A 16,644-nucleotide genomic window follows, 5' to 3' on the forward strand; every position below is an offset into this window, starting at 1 on the left:
ATAACGACAATAAAGCGAGTGAAGCATGCAGTACCAAACCGTATTGAGCGATGCGGCGGCAGCCGAAACCCGGGCCGCCATCGCGGCGCCCTTGATCGCCTACAATGAGGCGCAGATTGGTGCCAGCGACCATAGGCCGCTGGTGATCCGGATTGAGGATGAAGCCGGCCAGGTGGTGGGCGGCCTGTGGGGCTATACCCGCGGCGGCTGGCTGTATACCGAACTGCTGTCCGCGCCATCCGGCGCGCGCGGCTTGGGTTTGGGGCGGCGAATGATGGAACAGGCCGAAGCCGAGGCCCGCGCCCGCGGCTGCATTGGCGCGTGGGTGGATACCCACAGCTTCCAGGCGCCCAAGTTCTACGAAAGCCTCGGTTATCAGCGCTTCGGCGAGCTGGAGGACTACCCGCCAGGACATAGCCGCATCTTCTATCGCAAGCGTCTGCGGGCGGATTGAGCCTATGGCCTGTGGACGCCTGCCGCGCGGATCGCGTTCGCGCTTCGCCAAACCCGCAGGGCCGGGCGCCTTTCGCGACGACTCTTCGTTGTTCCGCACAGGCATAGAATGACTATGTGGCGTGCGAAACGCCTCGAATCGTCGTGAAATGCGCTCCGGCGCGACCGCTCAGCAAACGTCAGCAGCCCCTAGGGCCGGGCGTCTTTCGCGACGGCGCGGCAAACGTCAACCATCCCGCTTGCCGCGCCGCATGGTTTCGCGGCGCAAATCATGACTGGTGATTGGTTCTGATTGAGACTAAAACGCTATGTGTATCCACCTAACTGGCTGGGAGCGTAGCGTGAGCCAATTACTTGCCCAATTCAGCATTCGGCTGAAGATTTTCGGTTTGATCCTGCTTGGCATCCTGTCCGCGCTGATCATCGGCGTCAACGGCATGAACGGCGCGTCGAAGATGTTCGATCTCACCACTGACATGCACGACAATATGATCAATCCGATTTATTGGCTGGGCCAGGCCTCAATGAACGCCGCCTATGTCAATCGCGCCGACTACCGCTTCATCGCGGAAACGGAAAAGTCGCAGATGGATCAGGTGCAAGCCAACCGCGACAAGTTTATGGCCGCGATGAAAGGCTTTCTCGATAAATACCGCAAGACGGAGCTGACGCCGCCCGAAGTGGACGGCCTCAAGCGTTTTGACGCGGCCTGGGAGGCGATGGAAGGGCCGTGCAAGCAGGTGCGCGAGCTGAGCTACACCGACACGGGAAACGGCGAAAACAACAAGAAAGCCTTGCAGATCATGGCCAAACAGTGCCGTCCGCTGTTCACCGCCGCCAACGACATCCTGACCCAGCTATCCGACATCAATGTCAAACTGGCGGATAAAGGGCTGGAGGACGCGCGTGCCAGCTACCAGAGCGTGAGGAATACCGCCATCGGCGTTTTGGTGGCGGGCTTGGTCATACTGGTCGCATTGGGGTTGATGGTGCAAAGAGGCATCGTGGGCAGCCTGCAAGACGCTTCCCGGGCGATGGAGAAAATGGGCGAAGGCGATCTGACCGGCAAGATTATTCCCAAAGGCAAGGATGAGATCGCCGCGATGATGCAATCGCTGGCGGATACTCAGGAGCGGCTGCGCAAGACGGTGGGCGAGATCATCCGCTCCGCCGGCAGCGTGGCGGCCACCTCGGAGCAACTGGCGGCGTCGACCGAACAGGTCAGCGCCAGCATAGGCCAGCAGGTCAACGCCACCTCCAGCGCGGCGGCGTCCATCGAGCAATTGACGGTCAGCATAGACCTGTGCGCCAGCAATGCCGCCCAGGCCAACCAGCAGGCGGCGGACGCAGGCCAGCAAGCCAAGGCCGGCAACAAGGAGGTGCAGGAGTCCACGGTGCGGGTGCGCAAAGTCAACGACAGCGTGACGCATTCCGCCGAGAGCCTGGAATCGCTGTCCGATCAGGCGCAGCAGATCGGCAGCATCGCCACCGTGATCAAGGATGTGGCCGATCAGACCAATCTGCTGGCCTTGAACGCGGCGATCGAGGCCGCGCGCGCCGGCGAGCAGGGCCGCGGCTTCGCGGTGGTGGCGGACGAGGTGCGCAAGCTGGCCGAGCGCACCACCTCTTCTGCCCAGGAAATCACCAATATGATAGGCAAGATCCAGGACGGCGCGCGGGTGGCGGTGGACGGCATGCGCGGCAGTCGGCAGATCGTGTCCGACGTGGTGGTGGCGGCGGAAAGCGCGTCCGCCACCATCAGCACGGTGGAGGAACGGGCCGCCGAAGTGGTGGCCGCCATCGGCGAGATCGCCATGGCGGTGGGCGAGCAGCGCCAGGCCAGCACCGAGCTGGCCGGCCGGGTGGAGTCCATCGCTGAGATGTCCAAGGAAAACGGCTTGGCCGTGGATGTGTTCTCGCAAGCGACGCGCGAGCTGGCGGTGGTGGCGGAGCGGCTGCAGCAGACCACGCTGGCGTTCAAGCTGGAGTAGGGACTGTTGAAGTTTGGGACGTCAATAGCCCCCAGGCTTACATCCGCTGGAACAGGTGCGCGTAGCTGCGGCTCACTTCCACCAGCGGGCTGTAAGCGCGCAGTTTCAGCAGCAGGCCGCGTTCGCCGCGGCGCACTTCTTCTATCGCCGCCACCCGCACCAGGGTGGCGCGGTGCACTTGCCAGAACTGCTCCGGATCGAGCTGCGGCAGTAATTCCTTCAGCGGGGTGCGGATCAGCGCTTCGCAATTGGCGGTTTGCACCAGGGTGTATTTCTCGTCCGACTGGAACAGCAGCACCTCATCGATGCTGATCAGGCGCAGGCTGTTGCCCACCGAGGCGCGTATCCAGCGCAGATATTCCGGCTTGTCCAATTGGCGGCTGAGCTTCAACAAGGTGCTTTGCCAATCCTGCGGCAGCGGCGGCTGCTTCTGCTCCCAGCGCTGGCGCGTACGCAGCAGCCGGGCGTCTTCCACCGGCTTGAGCAGGTAGTCGATGGCGCCTTCCTCAAAGGCCTGGACCGCGTATTGATCGTAGGCGGTGACGAACACGATGGGATACTGTCCGTTTAGCGCGATCGCCGCCTCGATGCCGCTTTGCGCCGGCATGGTGATGTCCAGAAAAATCAGGTCCGGTTGCAGCTGGCGGGCCAGCTCCTCCGCCTGCCTCCCGTCCTGGGCTTCGGCGACGATGTCCAGCTCCGGCCAGACGCGGCCCAGCGCCATGCGCAGCTGTTCCCGCATCAATCTTTCATCGTCGGCGATCAAGGCGCTAAGCGCGTTCATGGTATTTCCTCGTTAAACCAGGGCAAACGGCATGGCGATGGTGGCGAGCGTGCCGCCGTCCTCCGGCGCTTCCAGCACCAGTTCGGCCTCGGTTCCGTACAGCAGGGACAGCCGTTCGCGGATATTGGTCAGGCCCATGCCCTGGCCGGGCTGGTCCGGGAAGCCGACGCCGTCGTCGCGCACCGCCAGCCTCAGCTTGCCGTCCAGCACTTTGGCGTCCACCTCGATGGCGCCGCCTTCCGCCTTGGGTTCCAGGCCATGCTTGATGGCGTTCTCCACCAAGGTTTGCAGCATCATCACCGGGAAACGCGCGCTTTGCAGCGACGGCGGCACCTTGATGCAAACCTTGAGCCTGTCCTCCATCCGCAACTGCATGATTTCCAGATAGGCGCGCGACAATTCCACTTGCTGCCCCAGGCTGGTTTCGCCGGGAGAGTCGCGCCATTCCGGCAGCGAAGAGCGCAGATAGCGGATCAGCGCCTTTTGCATGACCACCGCCTTGTCCGGCGCGGTTTCCATCAACTGGCACACCGAGGACAGGGTGTTGAACAGAAAGTGCGGTTCGATCTGCGCCTGCAGCGCGCTCATGCGCGTTTCCGCCAGCTGGCGCTGCAGCGCTTCCAGCTCGGCCTGCTGCTCCGCTTTTTCGCTGCGGGCGATGGCGCGGTCCGCCTCCTGTTCCGCCCGGTGCTTGCCTATGGCCAGCACCTTCACCAGGATGGCGACCAGGGACAGCAGCAGCGTCATGTGTTCGATATTCAGAATGCCGCCCAGCATCATGGTCAGCAGCAGCGTCAACATCAGCCGTCCCCAACCCAGCCGCGCCACCATGTCGACAAAGCCCCACCAGCCCTTTTCTATGGTTTTCAGGATCATGCTGAAATCTTCACGCCAAGGCGTTGCGTGGTTTTGATTATCCAATTTTCACCTCTTTGCGCGGGGCCGGCAGGGTCAGACGTTGGCGGTACTGCTTCAGCTTGGGCAGGGTCAGGTCCACCGCCAGCCAGATCAGCACCAGGGGCACGATCAGCGCGTTGCAGGCCAGAATGGTCAGCAGCATGGACGAGACGGCATGCCCCCATTCGATGGCGGCCAATCCGTTCAGCGCCTGTGCGAAGTACAGGGACATATGATGGCAGAACTGGTTGAGGGCGTCCAAGGCTGAGGCGATGTCGAGGTAAGTCATGATGTTCTCCTGGTTGGTGTGTGCTGTGACTGTAGGAGAGCGAATCGAGGGGCGACATCGGCATGCGATGGACTGCGCAATCAAGGGTATGAGCCGCGTTTGGCGGGGATGAAATGCAGCGCGCTGGGTGAAATCAAAGGAGCTGGGACGGCGCCGCCGATAGCGGCGGCAACTAGCTGGCGCTTCAAGCGCTGAACAGCCCCGGCGGCTCGGTGCGCTCCAGCTCAAAGCGCAGCAGCGCGGCTTTCAGCGGCAGACCGCCGGCGTAGCCGGTGAGGCTGCCGTCGGCGCCCAGCACGCGGTGGCAAGGCACGATCAGCGCGATGGGATTGGTGGCGTTGGCGCGGCCGATGGCGCGGGCGCCGTCCGGATGGCCCAGAGCTTTGGCCAGCTCGCCATAGCTGACAGTGTGGCCATACGGGATGCGGCGCAGCGCCGCCCACACCTGTTGCTGGAACGGCGTGCCTTGCGGGTCGAGCGGCAGGTCGAAATCGCGCCGCGCGCCGGACTCGTACTCCGCCAGTTGGCCCGCCACCTCGGCCAGCGCGGCGTCGTCGCGCCGGCAGGCGTGTTCGGCCATCTGTTCAGGCCTGGGATGGAAAATCAGCCGGATCAGCGCGCCGCGCGCGTTCAGCCAGGCGGCGACCGGGCCGAAGCGGGTATCGATCAGGCCATGGCAAGTGCCGGAGTGTGGTGGCATCGTCAAGACGAGGTAAGGGATGTATCGTGTATTCTAAATGAATCGAGGCGGGCATGCATGGCGCCGCCGGTGAGCTTGCGATATGGAGGCGGACCTATGAGCATGGCGGCAAATCTGGTGATCACCGTAGTGGCCTTGTTGCATCTGTATTTCCTGGCGCTGGAAATGTTTCTGTGGGACAAGCCGCTGGGGATGAAGACCTTCCGCTTGACACCGGAAAGGGCCAAGGACACCAAGGCGCTGGCCGCCAACCAGGGCCTGTATAACGGTTTCCTGGCCGCCGGCCTGGCCTGGGGGCTGTGGCTGGGCGCGCAGGGTTTTCAGATCAAGCTGTTTTTCCTGGCTTGCGTGCTGGCGGCCGGCGTGTTCGGCGCATTGACTGTCAATCGGCGCATTTTCTTTGTGCAGGGGCTGCCGGCGGCGCTGGGCATCGCGCTGCTGTGGCTGGCTTGATCGGCGAGCGCGTCGCGGGGAGTGCGGATGGTTCCGGAAATGAGTATCTTGGGGCGGTTTTCAGGCAGAAGGCTCAAGCCGGCGCACATCGTGTTCGATGAGCATGGCGTGTCCGCGCTCCGTGGCGATGCCGTGCGATGGCGCGTGGCGCTGGAGGAGATCGCCTCCGTTCGCTTGATGCGGGGGCGGCGTCTGTTCGGCTTGTTTCCGCTGGGTAGGTGGCTGGTGGTGGAATCTCGCGGCGGCGAATTCCATGCTCAATCCGGCCTCGAATTCAAGAATGACGACCTTGAGCGCTTGGTTGCGCGAATTTGCCAGTTCATCCCTTGATTTCGCAGCATCAGCTGCTTCGCTCCAGTTCCTGCAGGAAACGCTCGAGCACCAGATTGGCGCGCCGCCCCTTGCGCACCGCCAACGCCAGCGGCGCGTCGTAATGGCAGAGGTCCGGCCGGATGGCCCGCATCATGCCCTGCGCCACCCAGCCAGCGGCGAAATGGTCCGGCAGATAGCCGATGTAGCGCCCGGTGAGGATCAGGAAGGCGATGCCTTCTCGGTCCGATGCGGTGGCGGCCGGCTTCAGCCGCTGCTGCAGCGCCTGCGCTTGCGGCGGCAGCCGGTAGCCGGGGACGATGGCGTCGGCGCGGGCGAGGTCCGCCTCGCCAATGGCTTCATCTGGCTGTGGAAACAGCCGATGCTCGCGGCTGCAATACAGCTGGGAGCGCTCCTCGTACAGCGGCAGGTAGTCCAGCCCGGACAAGGGCTGGATCAGCGGCACCACGCCGGCGTGCAACTGGCCGTCCAGCAGGCCGGTTTCGATGTCGCTGGGCGTCATCATGCCGATATTGATCCGCACTTCCGGGCCTTGTTCGCTCAGCGCCTGCAGCGCGCGCGTGATGCGCATCTTGGGCAGCGTCACCAGATTGTTGACGATGCCGATGTTCAGCTCGCCGCGCAGCTGGCGGTGCAACAGGTTGACCTCGCTGCGGAAGTCTTCCAGCGCCGCCAGCACGGTCTGGCTGGCGCGCAGCACCTCGCGGCCCTCGTCGGTGAGGGCGAAGCCGGCGCGGCCGCGCTGGCACAGCCGGATGCCCAGCCGTTTTTCCAGATCGCCCATTTGCAGGCTGATGGCGGAGCGGCTGATGCCCAGCACGCCTTCGGCGGCGGAGAAGCCGCCGCATTCCGCCACGGTGCGGAACAGCCGCAGCAGCCGGATATCAAAATCGCTGACCTGGCCTAGCGCGCGCTTCATAAGTTGAACTTTATTTAATCTGAACGTAAGAAAGATAGCATTTAACTCACGCAATGTCCGCGGCATGCTGTGTCCATATTCCTGCCTGCGAGGCTCGCGATGAACCACCCGCTCACCACCTGTTCCGAATTCGACCATCTCGACTTGCGCGCGCACTGGATGCCGTTCAGCGCCAACCGCAATTTCCAGCGCGATCCGCGTTGGATCGTCGCCGGCGAGGGCAATTATCTGACCGACGCCGACGGCCGCCGCATCTTCGACAGCCTGTCCGGCCTGTGGTGTTGCGGCGCCGGCCACAGCCGCAAGGAGATCGCCGAGGCGGCGTACCGCCAGTTGTCGACGCTGGACTATTCGCCTGGCTTCCAGTTTGGCCATAGGCTGTCGTTCAAGCTGGCCGAGCGGCTGGCGGCGATGGCGCCGGGCGCGCTGAACCATGTGTTTTTCACCAATTCCGGCTCCGAGTGCGCCGACACCGCGGTGAAAATGGCGCGCGCCTACTGGAGGCTGAAGGGGCAGGCGTCCAAGACCAAGCTGATCGGCCGCGCCCGCGGCTACCACGGCGTCAACATCGCCGGCACCAGCCTGGGCGGCATGAATGGCAACCGTAAGCTGTACGGCCCGCTGCTGGATGTGGACCATTTGCCGCACACCCTGCTGCCGGCCAACGCCTTCAGCCGCGGCATGCCGGCTTATGGCTTTGAGCTGGCGGATGACTTGCTGCGGCTGATCGAGCTGCACGACGCGTCCAATATCGCCGCCGTGATTGTCGAGCCCATGGCCGGCTCGGCCGGCGTCATCGTTCCGCCGCAGGGCTATCTGCAGCGGCTGCGAGAAATTTGCACCCAGCACAACATCCTGCTGATTTTCGACGAGGTGATCACCGGCTTTGGCCGCATGGGGGCGATGTTCGGCGCGGAATACTTCGGTGTGACGCCGGACATCATGAACATCGCCAAGCAGCTGACCAATGGCGCGGTGCCGATGGGCGCGGTCATCGCCAGCAGCGAAATCTACGAAGCCTTCATGGCGCAGAACACGCCGGAATACGCGGTCGAGTTTCCGCACGGCTACACCTATTCCGCCCACCCGGTGGCCTGCGCCGCCGCCATGGCCGCGCTGGACGTGCTGGAAAACGAAAACCTGGTGGCGCGCGCGGCGGAGCTTGCCCCGCACTTCGAGCGCGGCATCCACAGTTTGCAGGGCCTGCCGCATGTGGCGGACATCCGCAATTGCGGCCTGGCCGGCGCGGTGCAACTGGCCCCGCGCGACGGCGACATGATTGTCCGGCCGTTTGAGGCGGCGATGAAGCTATGGCGCAAGGGATTTTATGTGCGCTATGGCGGCGACGCGCTGCAGTTCGGCCCGCCGTTCACCGCCACGCCGCAAGAACTGGACAGCTTGTTCGACGCCGTAGGCGAGACCCTGTCCCAGCTGGCTTGATCCGACGATTTTCATTCAGCAAGAGATTCCGAACATGAGCACTTTGCAGCATCTGATCGATGGCGAGGCCTGTGTCGGCGGCAGCCGCCGCGCCCCGGTTTTCAACCCGTCTACCGGCGAGACCATTCATGAAGTGCCGTTAGCCGACGCCGCCACCGTGGCGCAGGCGGTGGCCGCAGCCCAGGCGGCGTTTCCGGCCTGGCGCGACACGCCGCCGGCCAAGCGGGCGCAAGTGCTGTTCCGCTTCAAGCAGCTGCTGGAGCAGCACGAAGCCGAGATCGTGGTGCAGATCAGCCGCGAGCATGGCAAGACGCTGGAGGATGCCGCCGGCGAGCTGAGGCGCGGCATCGAGAACGTGGAATACGCCTGCGCCGCGTCGGAGTTGCTGAAGGGCGAGTACAGCCGCAACGTAGGCCCGGCCATCGACGCCTGGAGCGATTTCCAGCCGCTGGGCGTGGTGGCCGGCATCACGCCGTTCAACTTCCCGGCCATGGTGCCGCTGTGGATGTATCCGCTGGCCATCGCCTGCGGCAATACCTTCATCCTCAAACCGTCGGAGCGCGATCCCAGCTCCACGCTGCTGATCGCCCGCCTGCTGCACGAGGCCGGCCTGCCCAAGGGTGTGCTGAACGTGGTGCATGGCGACAAGGAAGCAGTGGACGCGCTGCTGGCCGCGCCTGAGGTCAAGGCCGTCAGCTTCGTCGGCTCCACGCCGATTGCCGAATACATCTACGCCGAGGGCAGCCGCCGCGGCAAGCGGGTGCAGGCGCTGGGGGGGGCCAAGAACCATGCGGTGGTGCTGCCGGACGCCGACCTCGACAATACGGTCAGCGCCTTGATGGGGGCGGCCTACGGCTCCTGCGGCGAACGCTGCATGGCCATCTCCGTCGCCGTCTGCGTCGGCGACCGGGCGGCCGACGCGCTGATCGCCAAACTCGCGCCGCAGATCCAGGCCTTGAAAGTGGGGCCGGGCACTTCGCCGGCACTGGACATGGGGCCGCTGGTGACGCGCGCGCACCTGGACAAGGTCAGCGGCTATATCGCCGATGGCGTGGCGGCCGGCGCGGAGCTGGTGGTCGACGGCCGAGGGATCAAGGTGCCGGGCCACGAGGGCGGCTTCTTTCTCGGCGGTTGCCTGTTCGACCGCGTGAGGCCGGACATGCGGATTTATAAAGAAGAAATCTTCGGCCCGGTCTTGTGCGTGGTGCGGGTGGGCAGCCTGGAAGAGGCGATCGCGCTGATCAATGCCCACGAATACGGCAACGGCACCTGCATCTTCACCCGCGACGGCGAGGCGGCGCGCTTGTTCGCCGACACGGTGGAGGTGGGCATGGTGGGCATCAATGTGCCGCTGCCGGTGCCGGTGGCCTATCATAGCTTTGGCGGCTGGAAGCGGTCGCTGTTCGGCGACTTGCACGCCTACGGCCCGGACGGCGTGCGCTTCTACACCCGGCGCAAGGCGGTGACCCAGCGCTGGCCGCAGCGCGCCAGCCACGAGGCTTCGCAGTTCGCGTTTCCAAGCCTGTAATCCGTCGTTGTAGCGACCCCGGCGCGGCCATCATGCAAAAAGGCCGGGCATAGGCCCGGCCTTGCTGATCAAGACGCTTGGGATCAGTTGGAGCGGTACCACGGATCCCCAGCCGTCGGCACGATGCCTTGCGCATACCATTTGGCGCAATATTTGGCGCCCTGATAGCTGGCGCAGTCGCCGCCCTGATACGCCACGTTGACGTTCCACGGCTGCAGCGGCCCGGCAGTTTGCCGCCAGGCGGCGGATTGGCCCGGCGTATTGCCCTGGGTCCAGTATTGGGCCGTCCAGGTGGCGCCGGCATAGGTCACGGTATTGCCGGTATTGTAAGTTTGTCCGGCTGACCACGGCTGGCCGTTCACGGGTCCGTCGCCGCCGCTGCCGCCGCCATAGTTGGGGTCCTGGGTGACGCCGCTGCCCCAGTGGTCTTTGAAGCCCTTGAACACATTGCTGAAGGCGTAAGGCGTCTGCACGATGCCGGAGCATTGCGCGTCCACATAGCTGCCGTTGCCCGGGCAGGATTTGTCGCGGCTGACCGACCACATTGACAGCAGGCCGAAGTTATTGCTGTTGGCCATGCCATACAGATTGGTGGCGTTGGCGACGGTGAAGGTTTCCGGCTGGGTATCGTTCAGGCCTATCATCGGCGTGACGCCAACCTTCTGCCACAGCTGGGCGTCGGTCAGGGTCTGGCCATGCGCCTTGTAGGCCGCGTCCAGTTGGCCGTACAGCGCCTGCGCCGCCTGCTTGGCGGCGGTGCCCATGTCGGCGGTGTGCTGGCCGTAGTCCATGGCCATGATGTTGACGGTGTCCAGCGCCACGCCTTTGTCCAGCGCCGACTTGAGCACGTTTTGGCCATCCTGGGTCAGGCCGAACGGCATTGCCGGCAGGGTCAGCGACACATGCAGCGTCTTGCCCTTGGCCTTGTAGTTCTTCTGCAGCGCGGCCACCACCTCGAAGTTGCGGTTGTTGTCGGCGGTTTCGGCCTGCGCATTGCCCTCGATGTCGAAATCGATGCGGTTCAGCTTGTAAGTGTCCAGCACGGTCTGGTAGGCGGCCTGCAGGCTAGCGTTGCTGGTGCAAGCGTGTTGCAGCGGGGTGCCGTTGGCGCCGCCGAAGGACACCATCACCTCGCCGCCCTTGGCGCGGAAATTGGCGATGCCGGCGCTGATGGCGGTGGATTGCTGATCGCTGCTGGAGCCGGGAATCGGCAGCACGCCGCCCCAGGATGGGTTGCAGCCGTTCTGGGCGACGACGAAGGCGAGCGTGAACTGCTGAATGCCTTGGTTGACGCCTATCTTGTCGATTTGCGGCGTCGGCCATAGCGTCATGTCCACATACGGCGCAAAGGCGCGGGCCTGGACGGCCGGGCTGCTGAGGCAGGCCGCCGTTACGGCCAGCGCGGAAACTGCGGTAAGCGTCTTCTTCATGCATTTTCTCCTTGATGCCCGTCGAATAGAGTGCGGCAGCTTGCTGGCAAGTAAATGATTTAAAAAGAAGCCATCACTTATCAGCAATGTGAAATATACGCGCTTGGAGTAAATGCTCAATGGGAAAAGTGCATGAACTTTTGATTTTTACATTTTGGTCTGGGGGCGGTGGCGCAGATCAGTCCAGCGGCCAGGGCATGGACTTCGGCACCGCGGCATCGGCCTCTGCCGCGCCGGGTTCCTGGGGCAGGGCGACGCTATCCACCCCGCGCCACCATGGCGCGGCGCGTTCGGCATGGGCCGGCTCCACCGCCTCGCCTTGGCGCGGCATCAAGAGCCGGACATTGTGCCGCTCGGCGCTCGCCAGCAGCGTTTCGGCCGGGGCATCCCATGCATGCATCGCCAGGTTGAAGGTGCCCCAGTGCACCGGCAGGAAGGCGCCGCCGCCCAGCAGCTCCAGCGCTTTCAGCGCGTTGTCGGGACCCAGGTGGATGTCGCCCCAGGCGGGATGATGGGCGCCCACTTCCAGCATCACCAGATCGAAGGCGCCCAGCCTTTCCCGAATCTCTTCGAACTGGCCGGTCAAGCCGGTATCACCGCTGAAGAAGACGGAATGGCGCGGCGTGCGCATCGACAGCGAGGACCACAGCGTGGCGTTGCGGTCTTTCAGGCCGCGGCCGGAGAAGTGCTGCGACGGCGTGGCGGTGACGACGAGTTCGGAGCCGGGGTGTTGGTAGCTCTCCCACCAGTCCAGTTCGGTGATGCGTTCGCGCGGCACGCCGAAGGCTTCCAGATGCGCGCCGACGCCCAGCGAGGTGACGAAAGGCGCCGGCGTCTTGGCCAGCTCGCGTATCGTGGGATAGTCCAGATGGTCGTAATGGTCGTGCGAGACCAGCACCAAGTCCAGCGGCGGCAGTTCCTTCAACTTCACCGGCGCCGGCTGGAAGCGCTTGGGTCCGGCCAGCCGGGTGGGCGAGGCGCGCGGTCCCCATACCGGGTCGGTCAGCAGGCGCAGCCCGTCGATTTCGATCAGCACGCTGGAGTGGCCCAGCCAGGTGGCGCGCAGGCCGGATTCCGGCGCTTTGCGCCAAGCATGGCGCGGGTCCAGCGTGGGCAGCGGCCCGTTCGGCACGCGCCGCTCGCCGCCGCACAGAAAGTCCTTCAGCGACGGCATTTTCACTGTTGGGTCGCGCAGGCCGGGCGCAATGGGATAGATGTTGCGGAAGCCGTCGCCAGCCCACATGGGCGAGGCGCGCATCCGCTCCAGCCGCGCGCCGTCCGGTTTCTTGCCTAATGCTTTCATCGCAATCCTCATCGTTCAATGGCGGCCCATCTTGGACCTGCGCCTACTGTAGACATGCATGCAGGCGGCGTCGAGCTTGGACTGTTCGCGGCTGGCGGAGTTTGCGGTTTTTACTATCGTCCCTGCGCTTGCCAGGTTTAGGCCTGGGCTAGAATGAAAAACGAATGGGCAGGCAAATCATCAAATAAGCCGCAACGACGAGACCGCGGGGGCTAAGGTGGACGAACTGGAGGCAACATTATTGCGGCTGTGCCGGCAGGAGTCGCTGCCTGATGGCGCGGTGCTGGATATGCTGGCGGTGCAGCGGGAACGCTATCCGCGCGCCAGCCTGATGTATTGGGCGGTGGCGGATTTTGCCCTGCCCTCGACCGAGGCGCGTTTGTTCGTGTTCGATACGCTGGAGGGCATGGTCCAGCGTTTTCTGGTGGCGCACGGCGGGGGGAGCGATCCCGACGCCAATCGGCTGCGCGTCAGCGAGTTTTCCGACGAGCCCGGATCCAATGCGACGTGCCTGGGCGTATGCCGCGCCTCCGATACCTTTTTCGGGAGCCACGGCCTGTCATTGCGGCTGGATGGCATGGGACCCCACAACACCCATATGCGCGAGCGCAATCTGGCCATGCACGGCGCGGATTATGTCGCGCCGGACTATGTCCGCGAACACGGCATGCCCGGATGTTCCGACGGCAGCCTGGCGCTCGACCCTCAATACAGCGTGGGCCTGATCAATATGCTGCAGGGCGGCTCCTATATCAACTGCATCTGCAGCCAACCCGCCGCTCGCTGATTTGCCCCGGCAAGCATTGGGCTGGAGGCGCATCTTCCGCCGCTTGCGTCCCATGGGAAAGGCTAAAGCGCGCCAAGCAGAAGATACGGCAGCGCTTCACGCGCCGTCTATATTGATGTGATCAAGATAGCGTACCGCCGCAGGCAACCACTATGAAGACACGTTCAACACTCGCCGCGCTGCTGTTTTTTCCTGCGCTGGGCCTGGCCCAGGACTTGGACCGCAGCCTGCTGCATATTTGCGACGACGGCGACGAATGGCCGCCGTACACCTATTATTTGCGTTACAACCATCAGGCCACGGCGGAGATCACCGGCTACTCGGTAGACGTGATCACCGCCATTCTCAACAAGCATCACATTCCGTTTCAGATCAATTTGCTGCCCTGGAAGCGCTGCCTGGCGTCGATAGAAAATGCGGAAACCTATCTGATGGCGCTGAGCGCCAGTAAGAATCCGGAACGCGAAAAGCAGTTTCTGTTTTCCAAGCCGTATTACCAGACCCACTATTACGTGTTCTATTCCAAAATCAAATATCCGGATGGCGTAAATGTTACGGGCCAGGCCGATCTGGGCCGCTATCGCTTGGGCGGCATCAAGGGTTATGCCTATTCCGCGCTGACCGCGGTCAATAAGGACGCCATGGTGCGCACTGCCGATTATCCGACTTTGGGCCGGGCGCTGTTGGCAGACCGTTTTGATTTATTCGCCGAGGATTACGAGGTGTTGGTCGGGCTGGACCGGCTGGGCAGCACCAATATCATCAGCGACCCCAAAATTGGCCGCAAGCCGCTGCCGGGCATGCCGGGCAATGCCTTCCACATGATCTTCACCCGCAAAAACCCCAGGGGCGCGCAGTTGCAGCAGTTGGTCAACCAGGAGCTGCAACAGATGCAGGATGCCGGCCAGCTCGACAAACTACTGAACCAGTACGTTCCGCACTGAGGCCCGTTGCTTGTTGGCGGGCGCCAAGGGATTGGGCTGGAGATCGGTGATCTGCGTTTGTCATGCTTTGAATGGCTGGCGCAATCGCACCTTGGCGCCATAAAGGCGACATCCCCAACCGCTTGGCCAATGCTTCATCATCCCAGCTTGCCCGTTGCTCCCGCACGCGCATGCCGGGCAGCCTGGCGTTCGACCCCAATACAGCGTGGGCCTTCAATATGTTGCAGCGCGGCTCGTACGTCAACAGCCCCTAGCCGTTGAACCCGGCCTTGCTCCCGACGAAAGGCCCTGGAAGATTTCCAGGGCCTTTTCGCCGCCAGGTTTCAGTTGAGTCGTTCCAGGCTGTAATTGGCCGGTTCCCAGGCAAAAGCGCGGGTGTCGTTGCGTACGTGGCCGATGCCGGGGAAGGCGATGTGCGCGGCGGCCACCCAGTAGCCGTGGGCAGCGGCATCGGCAAAGGCCTTGCGCCGCTGTTCGATTGCGCTGGCCGAGTCGACGTCGAAATCGATGGCGATTTCCGGGTGCGCGAACTGCGCCTGCTGGGCGTGCACGGCGTCGCCCCAGAACTGCATGCGGGCGCCATCGCTGCTTGCTTCGTAGAAGACATGGCCCGGGGTGTGGCCGGGGGTGGCGATGGCGCGGATGCCGGGGAACAGTTCGACGCCGGCTTCGAAAGTTTTCACCTTGCCGGCCGCCAGATAGGGCGCCAGCGAAGCCTGCGCTTGGTCGAACCCCTTGCGCTGGTCGAAGCCGGACGCGCGCGGTCCCGCCACCTTGGCCTTGTTGGCTGGATTCAGCCAGAAATCGGCTTCTTTCTGGCTCAGATAAATGTCGGCGTTGGGGAATAAGCGCTTGCCGGCCATGGCGAGGCCGCCGGAATGGTCGAGGTGGACATGGGTGAGCAGCACCGCGTCTATGTCTTCAGGCCGGTAGCCGGCGGCGCGTAGGTTTTGCTGCAGCCGGCCGGCTACATTGGCGCCGAACAGCTTGCCGGCGCCGCTGTCCACCAGCAGCAGTTTGCCGCCTGTATTGATCAGGAAGGTGTTGATCGAGGTTTCCGCCTGGCCCGGCGTCTGGAAGCCGTTTTCCAGCAGGCTGCGTATCTGTTGCGCTTCCTCTCCGTTGAGCAGCTTGTCCAGCGGGACTTTCACCGTGCCGTCCGAGACGGCGGTGACCTCGAACTGGCCCAGCATCATCCGGTAATAGCCGGGCGCCTGGACGCGAACTTGCGGCGCCGCCGCGTAGCTGGGGAAAGCCGGCAGCAGCGTGGCGGCGGCGGTAGCCAGCGCCAGGCTGGCGGCGAGGGTTTGCATTTTTCGGCTGAGTTTCATGATGGCTCCTGTCTGGTATGTCCGCGGCGATTTGCCGTTGGGCTTGCCTGCATGTTCCAATACGCAGTCATATCGTTCAAATCGATTGGAAAGATAATGACTATCAGCGAAAGAGATTTCAGGGGCGTCGATCTCAATCTGTTGGTGGCTTTTCTGGTGTTGATGCGCGAGCGCAGCGTCTCGCGTGCGGCCGAGCAGCTTTACCTGGGGCAGCCGGCGATGAGCGGCGCGCTGGCGCGGCTGCGCAGCCTGTTCGACGACGAACTGCTGGTGCGCACCGCGGCCGGCATGGAGCCGACACCGCGCGCCTTGCGGCTGGAGGCCGAGTTGCTGCCGGCGCTGCAAGGGGTGCAGGCGGCGTTGTTCCAGTCCGAGCGTTTCGATCCGGGCCGCGCCGAGCGCACCTTCACGCTGGCGATGCCGGATTGGGTGGAAGCCTGGCTGATGCCGAGGGTGTTCGCCGAATTGCGCCGCCAGGCGCCGGGGATGAGGATTGCGGTCAAGGCTACCGACCCCTTTCAGGCCGTGGCCATGCTGGAGCGGCATGAGATGGAGCTGGGCATCGCCACGCTGCGGGCGGAGCCGGGATGGATGCGCAGCCAGCCGCTGGCAAAGATGGGTTTCAGTTGCGTGCACCACGCCGCGCGGCTGCGGTTTGAGGACGGGCTGTCGCTGTCGGACTACATTGCGCATCCTCATCTATTGGTTACCTACCGCGGCGTCTTCCAGAGCGGCATCGACCAGTTGCTGGCGGAGCAGGGCCTGCAGCGGCGGGTGCTGTATACCACGCAGCAATTCAGCGCCTTGCCCAGCCTGCTGCGCGAAGCGGAGGCGCTGGCCAGCGTGCCTTCGGCATTGGCCCAGCATTGGGCCGATTACCAGAATCTGCATGCCCATCCCTTGCCGCTGCCATCGCCGGAGTTTGAATTATCGATGTTCTGGCACGCGGTCAAGGATAGGGACCCGGCGCTGCAATGGCTGCGCGGCCTGGTCGCCGAGGCGGCGCGGCAGCCCGGGTAAGCGGGCGGCAAAAAGGCCCCGGGCCGGATCGACGCGGGGCCTGCT

At 63.9% G+C, this 16,644-nt stretch carries 17 protein-coding genes; 9 read left to right on the forward strand and 8 right to left on the reverse strand.

Features of this window, described 5'->3' with window-relative positions; genetic code table 11:
- Positions 1-25 precede the first annotated feature (25 nt).
- The gene (locus QUG01_RS12675) at positions 26-454 is read left to right on the forward strand and encodes a GNAT family N-acetyltransferase (protein ID WP_500830463.1); all 429 of its coding nucleotides are present in this window, start codon (positions 26-28) and stop codon (positions 452-454) included.
- 340 nt (positions 455-794) lie between these two features.
- On the forward strand, positions 795-2,444 hold the full coding sequence (locus tag QUG01_RS12680) for a methyl-accepting chemotaxis protein (protein ID WP_500830464.1): 1,650 nt from the start codon (positions 795-797) through the stop codon (positions 2,442-2,444).
- A 37-nt stretch (positions 2,445-2,481) separates the two neighbouring features.
- On the opposite strand, the gene QUG01_RS12685 is transcribed toward QUG01_RS12680, so the two are convergent.
- The 4 genes from QUG01_RS12685 to QUG01_RS12700 form a co-directional block, all read right to left on the reverse strand.
- Complete coding sequence (locus QUG01_RS12685; RefSeq protein ID WP_500830465.1) at positions 2,482-3,228, reverse strand: LytR/AlgR family response regulator transcription factor; 747 nt, start codon at positions 3,226-3,228, stop codon at positions 2,482-2,484.
- Positions 3,229-3,240: 12 nt separating this feature from the next.
- A complete protein-coding gene (locus QUG01_RS12690) occupies positions 3,241-4,104 on the reverse strand; it encodes a sensor histidine kinase (protein WP_500830466.1) in 864 nt (287 codons plus the stop codon).
- Between the two features lie 37 nt (positions 4,105-4,141).
- Positions 4,142-4,414, reverse strand: coding sequence for a hypothetical protein (locus tag QUG01_RS12695; RefSeq protein WP_500830467.1), 273 nt, complete (start codon positions 4,412-4,414; stop codon positions 4,142-4,144).
- A gap of 184 nt (positions 4,415-4,598) precedes the next feature.
- On the reverse strand, positions 4,599-5,114 hold the full coding sequence (locus QUG01_RS12700) for a methylated-DNA--[protein]-cysteine S-methyltransferase (RefSeq protein ID WP_500830468.1): 516 nt from the start codon (positions 5,112-5,114) through the stop codon (positions 4,599-4,601).
- A gap of 96 nt (positions 5,115-5,210) precedes the next feature.
- Here QUG01_RS12700 and QUG01_RS12705 point away from each other — a divergent pair, with 96 nt between their 5' ends.
- Positions 5,211-5,567: a DUF1304 domain-containing protein gene (locus QUG01_RS12705; protein ID WP_500830469.1), complete on the forward strand. Its 357-nt coding sequence runs from the start codon at positions 5,211-5,213 to the stop codon at positions 5,565-5,567.
- Between the two features lie 27 nt (positions 5,568-5,594).
- Positions 5,595-5,897: a hypothetical protein gene (locus QUG01_RS12710; protein WP_500830470.1), complete on the forward strand. Its 303-nt coding sequence runs from the start codon at positions 5,595-5,597 to the stop codon at positions 5,895-5,897.
- Between the two features lie 10 nt (positions 5,898-5,907).
- Here QUG01_RS12710 and QUG01_RS12715 read toward each other — a convergent pair whose 3' ends face one another.
- The gene (locus tag QUG01_RS12715; protein ID WP_500830471.1) at positions 5,908-6,816 is read right to left on the reverse strand and encodes a LysR family transcriptional regulator; all 909 of its coding nucleotides are present in this window, start codon (positions 6,814-6,816) and stop codon (positions 5,908-5,910) included.
- Positions 6,817-6,915: 99 nt separating this feature from the next.
- Between QUG01_RS12715 and aptA the strand changes: the two genes are divergently transcribed.
- Entirely contained in the window at positions 6,916-8,256 is a 1,341-nt protein-coding gene (gene aptA / locus QUG01_RS12720) for an omega-aminotransferase AptA (RefSeq protein WP_500830472.1), read from the forward strand.
- A 34-nt stretch (positions 8,257-8,290) separates the two neighbouring features.
- Positions 8,291-9,784, forward strand: coding sequence for a CoA-acylating methylmalonate-semialdehyde dehydrogenase (locus QUG01_RS12725; RefSeq protein ID WP_500830473.1), 1,494 nt, complete (start codon positions 8,291-8,293; stop codon positions 9,782-9,784).
- Positions 9,785-9,867: 83 nt separating this feature from the next.
- Here QUG01_RS12725 and QUG01_RS12730 read toward each other — a convergent pair whose 3' ends face one another.
- Positions 9,868-11,214: a chitinase gene (locus tag QUG01_RS12730; RefSeq protein WP_500830474.1), complete on the reverse strand. Its 1,347-nt coding sequence runs from the start codon at positions 11,212-11,214 to the stop codon at positions 9,868-9,870.
- 178 nt (positions 11,215-11,392) lie between these two features.
- Positions 11,393-12,517 carry an MBL fold metallo-hydrolase gene (locus tag QUG01_RS12735; protein ID WP_500830475.1) on the reverse strand — a complete coding sequence of 375 codons (1,125 nt, stop codon included), beginning with the start codon at positions 12,515-12,517 and terminating at the stop codon, positions 11,393-11,395.
- A gap of 217 nt (positions 12,518-12,734) precedes the next feature.
- On the opposite strand from QUG01_RS12735, the gene QUG01_RS12740 reads away from it, so the two are divergent.
- Both QUG01_RS12740 and QUG01_RS12745 read left to right on the forward strand, forming a co-directional pair.
- The gene (locus QUG01_RS12740; RefSeq protein ID WP_500830476.1) at positions 12,735-13,304 is read left to right on the forward strand and encodes a murein L,D-transpeptidase catalytic domain-containing protein; all 570 of its coding nucleotides are present in this window, start codon (positions 12,735-12,737) and stop codon (positions 13,302-13,304) included.
- Positions 13,305-13,456: 152 nt separating this feature from the next.
- Complete coding sequence (locus QUG01_RS12745; protein ID WP_500830477.1) at positions 13,457-14,248, forward strand: substrate-binding periplasmic protein; 792 nt, start codon at positions 13,457-13,459, stop codon at positions 14,246-14,248.
- A gap of 323 nt (positions 14,249-14,571) precedes the next feature.
- Here QUG01_RS12745 and QUG01_RS12750 read toward each other — a convergent pair whose 3' ends face one another.
- Entirely contained in the window at positions 14,572-15,579 is a 1,008-nt protein-coding gene (locus QUG01_RS12750; protein ID WP_500830478.1) for an MBL fold metallo-hydrolase, read from the reverse strand.
- 96 nt (positions 15,580-15,675) lie between these two features.
- Here QUG01_RS12750 and QUG01_RS12755 point away from each other — a divergent pair, with 96 nt between their 5' ends.
- Positions 15,676-16,599, forward strand: a complete 924-nt coding sequence (locus QUG01_RS12755; RefSeq protein ID WP_500830479.1) for a LysR family transcriptional regulator — start codon at positions 15,676-15,678, stop codon at positions 16,597-16,599.
- Positions 16,600-16,644: the final 45 nt, after the last annotated feature.

The sequence above is a fragment of the Chromobacterium sp. CCUG 76385 genome (genome assembly GCF_059916625.1).

Bases quoted from the DNA above. Each gene is read 5' to 3' on its own strand.
- QUG01_RS12675 (WP_500830463.1), top strand. From the start codon at position 26: ATGCAGTACCAAACCGTATTGAGCGATGCGGCGGCAGCCGAAACCCGG.
- QUG01_RS12685 (WP_500830465.1), bottom strand. From the start codon at position 3,228: ATGAACGCGCTTAGCGCCTTGATCGCCGACGATGAAAGATTGATGCGG.
- QUG01_RS12690 (WP_500830466.1), bottom strand. From the start codon at position 4,104: ATGATCCTGAAAACCATAGAAAAGGGCTGGTGGGGCTTTGTCGACATG.
- QUG01_RS12695 (WP_500830467.1), bottom strand. From the start codon at position 4,414: ATGACTTACCTCGACATCGCCTCAGCCTTGGACGCCCTCAACCAGTTC.
- QUG01_RS12700 (WP_500830468.1), bottom strand. From the start codon at position 5,114: ATGCCACCACACTCCGGCACTTGCCATGGCCTGATCGATACCCGCTTC.
- QUG01_RS12705 (WP_500830469.1), top strand. From the start codon at position 5,211: ATGAGCATGGCGGCAAATCTGGTGATCACCGTAGTGGCCTTGTTGCAT.
- QUG01_RS12710 (WP_500830470.1), top strand. From the start codon at position 5,595: ATGGTTCCGGAAATGAGTATCTTGGGGCGGTTTTCAGGCAGAAGGCTC.
- QUG01_RS12715 (WP_500830471.1), bottom strand. From the start codon at position 6,816: ATGAAGCGCGCGCTAGGCCAGGTCAGCGATTTTGATATCCGGCTGCTG.
- aptA (WP_500830472.1), top strand. From the start codon at position 6,916: ATGAACCACCCGCTCACCACCTGTTCCGAATTCGACCATCTCGACTTG.
- QUG01_RS12725 (WP_500830473.1), top strand. From the start codon at position 8,291: ATGAGCACTTTGCAGCATCTGATCGATGGCGAGGCCTGTGTCGGCGGC.
- QUG01_RS12730 (WP_500830474.1), bottom strand. From the start codon at position 11,214: ATGAAGAAGACGCTTACCGCAGTTTCCGCGCTGGCCGTAACGGCGGCC.
- QUG01_RS12735 (WP_500830475.1), bottom strand. From the start codon at position 12,517: ATGAAAGCATTAGGCAAGAAACCGGACGGCGCGCGGCTGGAGCGGATG.
- QUG01_RS12745 (WP_500830477.1), top strand. From the start codon at position 13,457: ATGAAGACACGTTCAACACTCGCCGCGCTGCTGTTTTTTCCTGCGCTG.
- QUG01_RS12750 (WP_500830478.1), bottom strand. From the start codon at position 15,579: ATGAAACTCAGCCGAAAAATGCAAACCCTCGCCGCCAGCCTGGCGCTG.
- QUG01_RS12755 (WP_500830479.1), top strand. From the start codon at position 15,676: ATGACTATCAGCGAAAGAGATTTCAGGGGCGTCGATCTCAATCTGTTG.